General features: G+C 63.5%; 7 protein-coding genes. 3 read left to right on the top strand and 4 right to left on the bottom strand.

Going from position 1 to position 11314, the window contains the following annotated elements; genetic code table 11:
• Positions 1-1155 (bottom strand): COG3904 family protein, encoded by a 1155-nt coding sequence (locus tag K7B09_RS07210; protein WP_223628323.1) that lies wholly within the window; start codon positions 1153-1155, stop codon positions 1-3.
• Positions 1156-1438: 283 nt separating this feature from the next.
• On the opposite strand from K7B09_RS07210, the gene dbpA reads away from it, so the two are divergent.
• The 3 genes from dbpA to K7B09_RS07195 all read left to right on the top strand — a co-directional run bounded on the left by dbpA (position 1439) and on the right by K7B09_RS07195 (position 6431).
• Complete coding sequence (gene dbpA, locus K7B09_RS07205; protein ID WP_223628321.1) at positions 1439-2821, top strand: ATP-dependent RNA helicase DbpA; 1383 nt, start codon at positions 1439-1441, stop codon at positions 2819-2821.
• Between the two features lie 47 nt (positions 2822-2868).
• On the top strand, positions 2869-3372 hold the full coding sequence (locus tag K7B09_RS07200) for a hypothetical protein (RefSeq protein WP_223628318.1): 504 nt from the start codon (positions 2869-2871) through the stop codon (positions 3370-3372).
• Positions 3373-3494: 122 nt separating this feature from the next.
• On the top strand, positions 3495-6431 hold the full coding sequence (locus K7B09_RS07195; RefSeq protein WP_223628316.1) for a bifunctional diguanylate cyclase/phosphodiesterase: 2937 nt from the start codon (positions 3495-3497) through the stop codon (positions 6429-6431).
• Here K7B09_RS07195 and K7B09_RS07190 read toward each other — a convergent pair.
• The 3 genes from K7B09_RS07190 to hutU are packed head-to-tail and all read right to left on the bottom strand — an operon-like array spanning position 6428 to position 11227.
• Positions 6428-7315, bottom strand: coding sequence for an ATP-grasp domain-containing protein (locus K7B09_RS07190; protein WP_223628313.1), 888 nt, complete (start codon positions 7313-7315; stop codon positions 6428-6430). The genes K7B09_RS07195 and K7B09_RS07190 overlap by 4 nt on opposite strands.
• Complete coding sequence (locus K7B09_RS07185; protein WP_223628308.1) at positions 7312-9552, bottom strand: CocE/NonD family hydrolase; 2241 nt, start codon at positions 9550-9552, stop codon at positions 7312-7314. The genes K7B09_RS07190 and K7B09_RS07185 overlap by 4 nt, the downstream gene beginning before the upstream one ends.
• 4 nt (positions 9553-9556) lie before the next feature.
• Positions 9557-11227, bottom strand: a complete 1671-nt coding sequence (gene hutU / locus K7B09_RS07180; RefSeq protein ID WP_223628306.1) for a urocanate hydratase — start codon at positions 11225-11227, stop codon at positions 9557-9559.
• Positions 11228-11314 lie beyond the last annotated feature (87 nt).

Genomic DNA, 11314 nt, shown 5'->3' with positions numbered 1-11314 from the left:
TCACGGGTGCGCAACTTCAGGATGCGGCTTGCCCGGTTGTGCAACGCTTGGCAGGTTGCTGTCCACCGCCTGCTCGTCTTCATGCTTGGCCTGCAGGGCTTCTTCGGGCGGTGTTGAGACGGGCATCGCCAACACCGCGCCATCCAGTTCGGCCATTGGGCTTTCCACCGGACACTTCGGGTCGGGAAAGCCGTATCGGTGGCGCAGTGTCAGGCCACAGGTGTTGATATCGGCCACATCCTGGTGTGCCGCGTCCGCAGGTGCCACGCACTGCGCCTCGTATGCACGTCGAAAATCATCGCGCCGCTGCAAAAATTCAATCCCGCAACGGCGCGCCAGGCGAATGCGATCCAGATCATCTTCCACCGCGTTGGCCCCGGCCAGGCCAAACTTTTCCAACTCATCATCGGTAAGAATCCGCAAGGTACGGTTGGGCACCGTAGTCATCAGATCATAGACTTCGATGGAAGCACCATTGCGCTCCAGATAGTTGCGCAATTCTTCGCTGAGGCGACGCAATTCTTCACCCAACTCCTTGCGGGAGGTCGCGGTGGACCTAACCCGAATCATTCGATGCACCCCCACCGGGCCCACGATCACGCGCATATCGCCAGCCGCCAGCAGCAGCACACAGGCGCTATGGCACACCGAATCGCCACGCACCCAGATCGTCCAATCGTTCTCACCAATGGCATCGCCGGCACGCATCGCTGCTTCCACGCTACCACCACCCGAATCAATATCGAGAATGCGCTTGCCGACTCCCAGATCACTGGCCACCTTGCCCACTCGCTCGGCCAACGCCGCAAAACTGGCCGACACCTTGCCTTTGTAGCGCAGCCGAATCAGCCCCGAGGTACGGCAGTCTTGCATGGTGTTGCGCAGGTCTAGATAAGCCAGCGACAACACCGGGCGACCATCGCCTTGGCGGTAGTCCGCGCTGCAATCAACCCACGCATCGCCGGCTTCCAACCGCACCGGCGACCAATCAATTTCAGCCTGCTCCTTGCGCTGCACCACCTGTGCAGGCGGCTCCAGCGGCCCCGCATTGGTTTGTACAGCCGCGGGTTGACGACTACAGGCGCCGGCCAGCAGGTACAGCAACAACAAACTCCAGCGCAGGCGCATCGAGAACATCACACATGAAAGAGGCAAGCCAAGTTTAGGGCCACCTCCACGGTCTGCCCATAACCTTGGGTGAACTAGCGTGCCGCCAGCCGGCGTACTGCCGTCAACACCGGCTACTGCCACGCCGGACATGCGACTGCACAACGGCCCATGCCTGCACCACCGGCAGGGCATAGTCGAAGGCAGCGGCAGTGACCATCGCCACTTCAAAAGGCCTCGGCCAAGCAAAATGCAAGACCCACCGCGTCACTGCGGCAACATCACCCCATACAAATCCCCCCCTCCCGCCGATTGCCTGCGATCATAGGCAATGACCTTCCCCACCGCATTTGCCGAACTGGCGCTCGACCCCACCCTGCGTGCGGGTCTGGATGCGCTTGAATACACCACCCTGACCGCCATCCAGGCGCAGGCCCTGCCTGCGATTTTGCAAGGCCGCGACTTGATCGCGCAGGCCCCTACCGGCAGCGGCAAGACTGCGGCATTCGGGTTGGGCCTGCTGCACGCCATCGACGCCGGCAGCCTGCGCACGCAGGCTTTGGTGCTCTGCCCCACCCGCGAGCTGGCCGACCAAGTGGGCAAGCAGCTGCGCAAGCTGGCCACCGGGATTGCGAACCTGAAATTGTCGGTGCTGTGCGGCGGCATTCCGCTGGCACCGCAGTTGGCCTCGCTGGCGCATGCGCCGCATGTGGTGGTGGGCACGCCGGGGCGGGTACTGGAGCTGGTGCAAAAAGATGCACTGGACCTGCGCGGCGTGCGCACGCTGGTGCTGGATGAAGCCGACCGCATGCTTGATATGGGCTTCGAGGAACCGATCCGCGCACTGGTCAAACGCACCCCAAAAGAACGCCAGAGCCTGCTGTTTTCCGCCACGTTCCCGGACAGCATCCGCAGCCTGGCCACTGCCATGTTGCGCGAACCGCTGGAGGTCAGCGTGGATGGCGGTGCGCAACCGGCCACCATTGCCGCGCATTTCTTCGATGCCGAGCCTGCGCGCCGCGCACCACAACTGGCCGCCCTGCTCTTGGAGTTCCGCCCCGATTCGGCGGTGGTGTTTTGCAATATGCGCCGTGACACCGAGGAAGTGGTGGGCTCGCTGGCACATTACGGCTTCACCGCGCTGGCCCTGCATGGCGATATGGAGCAACGCGACCGCGAAGAAGTCCTGGTGCGCTTTGCCAACCGCAGCTGCACGGTGCTGGTGGCCAGCGACGTGGCCGCACGCGGGCTGGATATCGATGATATCGGCGCGGTCATCAATTACGAATTACCCACCGATGCCGACACCTATCTGCATCGCGTGGGCCGCACCGGCCGCGCCGGCCGCAAGGGCTTGGCATTGAGTCTGGTGGCCGCAAGCGAACGCAATCGCGCAAGTTTGATCGAAGAACGCCAAGGTCAGCCGATCCGCTTCGAACGCATCGACGCGCTGGCCGGCAAGCCCAGCGGCGTGCCGCAGGCAGCGATGGCCACCTTGCGCATTGACGCCGGCCGCACCGACAAACTGCGCCCCGGCGATATCGTGGGCGCACTGACCGGCGATGCCGGCCTGCACAAGGACAGCATTGGCAAGATCGACGTATTTGCCACCCGCAGCTATGTGGCCATCGCCCGCAATCACGCCAGGCACGCGCTGGCGCAGCTGCGCGCCGGCAAGATCAAGGGGCGCAAATTTCGGGTCAGTTTGCTCTGACCCCAACCGCGCAGGTGCATCATGCGTAGGCACTCAGGGGACTGCCGATGACCCAACTCAAGCGCGAGGATTTCGACACCGCCGCCAAAATGCACTCGCAGAGGTGGTTCATCTATCCGTTCTTCGGCATTCACATGTTGATGTTCGGGCTGTCAGGCTTTCTTTTGGCCTACGCACCCGAGCATGCGGACCTGACGTTTCTGTATTTGCATGGCGGCATCGCGATTGTCGTGTACATCGCGTTTTATCTGCTGATTTTCGGTCGCGATGAAATCCGGTGGATGTTCATCAATGCCGCGCTCGGCATCCTTGGCATTTATTCGCAAATTGGTTGGCTGTTGGCACGATTTGGCAAGAACATCGACAACTACCCCTGGCCGGTACACGTCACCCCGTTTTTGTACTACGTGTTGTACACCTTCTTGCTGCGCCAATTCTTGCTGGACATCACCCACAGCCGTGACAGCCAGGTACGGCGCAAGTGGGTCAACAACGGCTACGTCTTGGTCTCGCTGGCAGTCTACGGCGGGCTGCTGTGGCGCGGCGGATAGCCACGTCGACGGCCTGTTTTCATCTGCAAATCATGATCCCCCGTGGCGACTTTTTTGCTGCCATCTCGCTCCATGCACAGAGGGATATGCTCACCTGAAATAGGCGTACACTCGAATCCAAGATGAGCACGCGCGTCCAATACGGGGGGCCGCGCGATGCGGGGGGCGCTGGCTCAGGGACTGGGCCAGGCATCGACTTCGTATCGGCGCTGTTTTCCACGACCAGTCTCGATGACATCGAGGTTCTCACTGCGCGTGAAGCCGAGTCACGCTTTGGATTGAGTAAACTGCGCCTGCACTGGGTCGCAACGACGGTGGGCAGCTCGCCACTGGCGGACGACACGCATGCCGTGGTGCCACTGCATGCACCGCGACTCGCGTCGGACAAGCGGCCGTACCAGTTTGAACTTGTGGGCACACCGCCCGGTACCTGGATGTCCGCCGAAGGTGTGGTGACCGGCCGCAAGTTCAATCCTGCGTCCTCCGAATGGGCCGACTTCCTGGTGCTGATCGCCGCCAGGGTCCGCACTGCACTCGAACTGCGCGATCAGCAGCTTGCGGCAGACCGCTTAGGCAAGACGGCCCGGCTGCAAGCCGCCCTGTTCGAAGTGGCCAACCTCGCATCGGCACGACTGGACATGTCGGACATGCTGCGCCGCATCCACCTTGTGGTGTGTGAATTGATGTATGCACCCAATTTCTTCATCGCCCTGCATGACAGCAGCAAAGACAGCATTCGCTTCATCTATTTTTCCGATGAAAAAGATCCGCGTATCGTCGATCCCGAGCACGAATTCAGCGCGGAGGAACTAGGCAACAGCTTGACCTTGAGCGTCATTCGCGCCGGACGCCCGGCGATGGGGCCATCGCGCAAGGTGAGCGCGGAATTCGGGCTGCCCATAACCTCCGAAGAATGCGGGCCCGAGAGCGCCGATTGGCTGGGCGTACCGATGATCGACGATGGGTTGGTGCGGGGTGCGATCGTGCTGCAAAGCTATGACCAACCCAAACGCTACACTTTGGAAGATCAGGCCCTGCTGCAATTTGTATCGCATCACATCCTGATTGCGCTGACCAGACGGCAAGCGCGGGATGAACTCGAACACCGCGTAGAGGAACGCACTCAAGCCCTGACCGAAGAAATCCGCGAACGCAAACGCGTGGCCAAATTGCAAGCCGCGCTGTATTCCATCGCCGATCTGGCCAGTAGCCAGTTGAGCATGGAAGACATGTTGCGGCGCATCCACCTCACCGTGGGCGAGTTGATGTACGCACACAACTTCTATATCGCCTTATATGACTCGGGCAACGATAGTGTGCGTTTCATCTACTTCGCTGATGCCAAGGACATCAACTTTTACGAAATTGACCGCGAAATGCCGGCGGCAGAAATGAAGGACAGCCTCACGTTGGGCTTGATCCGCCATGGCAAACCCGTGCATGGGCCCGCGCGCAAGGTTGCCGAGCAGCTTCACATCGCTACCGGCATTGGCCTTGGCACGCCTGCGCTGGATTTTCTGGGGGTGCCGATGATCGATGACAATGGCGTGCGCGGCGCAGTGGTAGTGCAAACTTACGAACACGACGTGCATTACAGCATGGAGGACAGCGCACTACTGGCGTATGTGGCGCAGCACATCATGACCGCGCTGGAGCGCAAGAAAGCCCAGTCCGAACTGGAGCGCCGAGTCGAAGATCGCACGCAAGAATTGGCCAAGGTCGTGGATGAGTTGCGTGAGCAGATCACAGTGCGTGAACAGGCCGAACAACGCTTGCAGCACGAGGCCTTGCACGATGCGCTGACTGGCCTACCCAACCGTGCCTGCTTGCTCAATGCGCTCGAGCTGGCGTTGGCGCGCTTCCACCGTGATCAGCATCAAATCTTTGCCGTGCTGTTCCTCGACCTGGATCGATTCAAGGTGGTCAACGACAGTGTGGGCCACATGTTCGGCGACAAGATGTTGCAAGAAGCCGCCCATAGGCTGTCTCGTTGCATCCGTGGCCAAGACATCGTGGCGCGGCTGGGTGGGGATGAGTTTGCCATTCTGATGACCGGCTTGAATGGGCCTGAAGATGCTTGTCATACCGCACAGCGCACCATCCACGCACTATCCGAGCCGATGTTGATTGATGGCAAGGAACTTTTCACTTCCGCCAGCGTTGGTATTTCCTTGGGCGGGTCCCGCTATCGGCAGGCCGAGGAATTGCTGCGCGATGCAGACGTGGCGATGTATCGTGCCAAGTCACGCGGTCGCCAGTGCTTTGCGCTATTCGACGAACGCCTGCATCAGGAAGCGCTGCATTTGCTGGAGCTCGAAAGCGAGCTACGCCACGCAGTCACGCGACATGAATTCCAACCCTATTTTCAACCCATCGTCGATCTGCAGTCCGGTCATATCGTTGGCTATGAATCCTTGCTGCGCTGGCACCACCCCACCCGCGGGGTGTTGGCTCCCGGTGAATTCCTGAAAGTGGCAGAAGACACCGGAATCATCGAGCAAATTGATTGGCAAATGCTGTCGTTGACCTGCCAGGCCATTCCAGCGCTTGCACAGGGTGACCGTTATGTCACGCTGAATGTCTCACCCAGACGCTTCCACGCACCGGACCTGGCCCAACGCCTGCTGGCACAACTGGATCGCAATCAGGTCGATCATCACAGCATCCGTATCGAAATTACCGAAGACGCGATGCTGGAAAACCCCGATCAAGTTCTGGCAACGCTGGCCCAGCTACGCGATGCCGGCGTCATGGCCGCGCTGGATGATTTTGGTACCGGCTATTCCTCGCTCAGCTACCTGCATATCTTCCCTTTGCACGCGATCAAGATCGATCGTTCGTTTGTGCGCGACCTCGAACCAGAGGCTGCCGGTGGAAGTGCTGCCGTGGTGCGCGCAGTATTGGCGATGGCCGCATCATTAGGGCTGCAAGTCATTGCAGAAGGCGTAGAAACCGAGGCGCAACGCCTGCAGTTGGTTGAGCTCGGCTGCACGCGTGGGCAAGGCTTCCTGTTTGGTCATTCCATGCCCAGCAATCATTGGCTGGAGATTGCGGCTTAACGCACATCGCGGGCGCGAATGAGGTTGTCCAATGCCTGCGCGAATCCAGCACCGTGGCGTGGATCCACACCCAGGTAGAAATCCGGCTCGATCAGCTCCGCTTCCATCAGCAGCCAGCGGCCGTCGGCATCCGGCACCATGTCGATGCGCGCGTACAGCAGCGGCTCGCCGACGGCTTGCAGCACCTGCTCTGCCAGCGCCACCGCAGCGGCCGGCGGCTCGGGCACCAGCGCGTACTGGCCGCCGAATTCCTCCTGGATGCGGAACTCGCCGGCCACCGGGCGCTTGTTCACCGCGTGGCTCAGGCGTCCGCCGAAATACAGCAGCGAGGTTTCGCCCTCGGTTTCAATGGTCGGAAGGAAGGGCTGAAGCAGCATCGCCATGCCGTCCGTCGCACCGACCGCTTCGCCGCGCCGCAGCCGCCGCGTCTTCCATGCGCCGCCGGACACCGCCGGCTTGACGATCAGTTCGTCCGTGCCGGTGTCGGCGAAGGCGCGTTCGACCACATTCTGCGACAACGCATCTGTGAACGTGGTCGGTGGAATCGCCACGCCGCGTTCCGCCAGCTCGCGCAGGTAGCGCTTGTCGGTGTTCCAAGCCAACACTTTCGCCGGGTTCGCCAACCGCACGCCTTCGCGCTCCCAGGTCGCGCAGGCCCGCTGCCAGCGCGCGGCGTCGTGGTGGTAGCCCCAGACCAGCAGCGGCAGCACGCTGGCGTAATCGCGCAGGCCAGCCGCATCGTCCATGTGCGCCGTCCACGGCGTCGGCACGGCCTCGATGCCCGCACCGTCCAGCGCGCGTTGCAGGCGCGCCAGCACTTTCGGCCACAGGTCGGGATACGCGACTTCCGCCGGATCGGGAGTGAGGATGGCGACGCGGGTCATGGGACGTCCTGCAAGGGAAGATCGAGATAGCTGCTGCCGTGCCAGCGGATCTCCAGCGGCGCGCCGGCATCGGCCACGGTTTCGTCGGAAGGCTCCTTGCCGCTGCCGAGGTTGAGCTGGCGGTCGGGCTGCTTGATGACGCCGAGCGCGACGACGATCCGGCTGCCGGCGGCCAGTTTGCGGCCGAGCAGGCGCGTGTCGCGCACGTCGAGGCGCTGCGGCTGATCCGGCGTCAGCAGATGGCGCTGGCGGCGGTCGGCGTTGTAGCTGGCGCGCTGCAGCCAGAACGCGAGGTCGAGGTATTCGCCGGCGGCGTTCAGTTCGTACACGCCGATGGCGACGTCCACGTCGCGCTTGTTGACGGTGAACTCCAGCGCACCGGAGAACGGGCCGGACAGTTCGGCATCGCGCGGCAGCGGCTCGCCGACGAAGGCCAGGCCCAGGTGCGGATCGAGCGCGGTGTTGACGACGTTCGGCGGCTGCGTCCAGTCCGCGTCGCTGCGGTCGGCGAAATCGACGCGCTGCACGCTGACGGCCTGCGGCTGCGCCTGCGCCGACAGCGCGTGCGAAGCACCGCTGGCGCCCGGCACCAGATACAGCCGCTGCGTGCGCGGCGCCATCGCCTCCAGCGTGTGCGCGTGCCGCCACGCATCCGCGCCCATGACCTGCCAGTTCACGCGGTCGGCCAGCAGGGCCGGCTTCGGCGCGCCCTTGAACACGTGGTCGAACCAGTCCAGCCGCAGCCCTTGCAGGTCGATACGCGCGGACGGATCGAGCGGATAGCCCTGCACCACCGGCGGCACGCCGGTCTGCATCGTGAAATGCTCGTACGGGCCGATCACCAACGTGTGGTCGGCATCCGGGCGATGCCGCAGGTGTTCGCGGAAGTAGTGCAGCGCGCCGATCTGCGCGCCGTCGAAATAGCCGGTCGTCGCCAGCACCGGGATGTCGATGCCCGCGAATGCGTCGCCCTGCGGGATCATCGCCTGCCAGTACGCGTCGTAAGCCGGCTGGGTCAGCCATTTGGCGAACAGCGGATTGGGCGTGCCGTCGATGGTGGGCAGATCGTGGTAGGCGCGGCCGCTGGCATACCAGTCGCGATTGACGCGCGCCCAGCGCGCGGCGTCGCCGTAGTCGGCGTCGTCCAGGGCGCGGTTGCTGGCGACGTACGCCGGCCACGCGTACATGAAATTGAGGAAGATGCCGCCTTCCTTCGGCGTGTCGATGCCGGGCGCGGCGGTGGCCGAGGTGGCGATGGCCTTCAATGCCTTCGGCCGATGCTTCAGCGCGGCCCACTGGGTGAAGCCGCTGTAGCTGCCGCCGTACATGCCGACGCGCCCATCGCTCCAGGGCTGCGCGGCGATCCAGTCGATCACCGCCGCGGCGTCGTCGCCGTCGCGCTCGAAGGGAACGATGGCGTCGGGGCTGCGTCCCTTGCCGCGCGAATAGGCGACCACGCCGACGTAACCGCGCGAGGCCATCTTCTTGGCGTCGGCCCAGGCCCAGTCGTCGTTGGCGTAGACGGTGAAGGTCAGCAGCGTCGGCAGCGGTTGCGCGCCGGCCGGACGCACGACCAGCGTCGAAATGCTCGCGCCGTCCGGCGTGCGCACCAGCGCGTCGCGGTCGATGGCGTAGCGGCGCGCGTCGTCCTCGGCCAGCGCGGCGGCGAACAGGGGGACGAAGCTCGAATAGGCGTCCTGCACCTGGTACTTGCGGATCAGCTCCAGCGCATCCGCCAGCGGCATCGTTCCGTGCGCCTGCGCCGCGCGCGCCGCGTCGAAATCGGCGCGCATGCGCACGAGGTTGCCGCCGAAGGCGAACTCGGCCTGCAGTGCGGTCGCGTCGTCGAGCGTACCGAAGCGGTCGCGGAACGCACTGCGCCACGCCTGCGGATATGGCACACGCTGCTGCGCCTGCAGCAGCTTCGCCCGCGCATGCAGTTCGTATTGCAGATAGAGCCAGCCGCTGCCCGCGCCGCCGCGCGCGCGCACCGCGTCGATGCTGGCCAGCGCCTCCCGGTACTGCCCCGCCGCGAGTTGCAAGCGGAACAGCACGCCCGGATCGGCATCGCCCGGATGCTCGCCGCGATACGCGGCCAGCGCCTCGCGCGCCAGCGCCGGCATCGCGCGTCCGTCGCCGTGCAGTCCGGCGGGAACGCGGATGTCCCGCGCCAGCGCCGACCACGCGACCAGCGCCCACAGGACCAGCGTCAGCAGCACTCCCGGCAGGCGGCGCATCGGCTTACAGCATCGGCAGCTTGAGGCCCTGCTCCTTCGCGCATTGCTGCGCGATCTCGTAGCCGGCATCGGCATGCCGCATCACGCCGGTAGCGGGGTCATTCCACAGCACGCGGGCGATGCGCTTGCCGGCGGCTTCGCTGCCATCGCACACAATCACCACGCCGCTGTGCTGCGAATAGCCCATGCCCACCCCGCCACCGTGGTGCAGGCTGACCCAGGTGGCGCCACCGGCAACATTGAGCATGGCGTTGAGCAGCGGCCAGTCCGACACCGCATCACTGCCGTCGCGCATCGCTTCGGTTTCGCGATTGGGCGAGGCCACGCTGCCGCTATCCAGATGGTCGCGACCAATGACGATCGGTGCTTTCAATTCGCCATTGCGGACCATTTCATTGAACGCCAAGCCCAGCTTGTGGCGCAGGCCCAAACCCACCCAGCAAATGCGCGCCGGCAAGCCTTGGAAGCTGATGCGCTCGCGCGCCATGTCCAACCAGTGGTGCAGGTGGGCGTCGTCCGGGATGAGTTCCTTGACCTTGGCATCGGTCTTGTAGATGTCCTCGGGGTCTCCCGAGAGTGCCACCCAGCGGAACGGACCCACGCCACGGCAAAACAGCGGGCGCACATACGCCGGCACAAAGCCGGGGAACGTGAACGCGTCCTCGCAGCCCACATCGAACGCCATCTGGCGGATGTTGTTGCCGTAATCGACGGTCGGGATGCCCTGTGCGTGGAACGCCAGCATGGCTTCCACATGCACACGCATCGATTGCTTGGCGGCATCGCGCACGGCGTCAGGATTGGCTTTTTGTTCGGCCAACCATTGCTCGACCGTCCACCCTATCGGCAGGTAGCCGTGTACCGGGTCGTGCGCGCTGGTTTGGTCCGTCACGCAATCGGGCTTCACGCCGCGCCTGACCAATTCCGGCAAGATTTCTGCAGCATTGCCCAATAGCGCGATGGACTTGGCTGCGCCGGCTTGCGTGTATTTTTCGATGCGCGCCAATGCGTCATCAATATCGCTGGCCTGCTCATCCACATAGCGTGTCTTCAAGCGGAAATCGATGCTGCTCTGGCGGCATTCGATAGTCAGCGAACACGCCCCGGCCAGCGAGGCCGCCAATGGCTGCGCGCCGCCCATCCCACCCAAACCCGCCGTCAAAATCCAGCGCCCCTTGAGGCTACCGCCAAAGTGCTGGCGCCCCATTTCGACAAAAGTTTCGTAAGTGCCCTGCACGATGCCCTGGCTGCCGATGTAGATCCAGCTGCCGGCGGTCATCTGCCCGTACATCATCAAACCCTTTTTATCGAGTTCGTTAAAGTGCTCCCAGGTGGCCCAGTGCGGCACCAGATTGGAATTGGCGATCAGTACACGCGGTGCATCGGCATGGCTGGGGAACACCCCCACCGGCTTGCCCGACTGCACCAACAGGGTTTCGTCATCGCCCAGGGTTTTCAGCGTGTCCAGAATCTTGTCGTAGCTCGCCCAGTCCCGCGCGGCGCGACCAATGCCGCCGTACACCACCAGCGAGGCGGGGTCTTCCGCCACTTCGGCATCCAGGTTGTTCTGCAACATGCGATATGGCGCTTCGGTCAACCAACTTTTGCAATTGAGCTGGTTGCCGCGCGGCGCGCGAATCTTGCGGGAGGGATCGAGGCGGCTGCTGGTGGTCATGGTGAGATCCGGGACAGGAAGTGCGGTGTGCAAAATTTTGCGCCGAGTCCCCGCGTACCACCACCACCTGACCCCGCAACCCATCGG

The sequence above is a fragment of the Thermomonas beijingensis genome, from assembly GCF_020034655.1.
Taxonomy (GTDB): domain Bacteria; phylum Pseudomonadota; class Gammaproteobacteria; order Xanthomonadales; family Xanthomonadaceae; genus Thermomonas; species Thermomonas beijingensis.
Note: the sequence above shows the minus strand (reverse complement) of the source record. Positions and strands in the feature narration are given on the sequence as shown.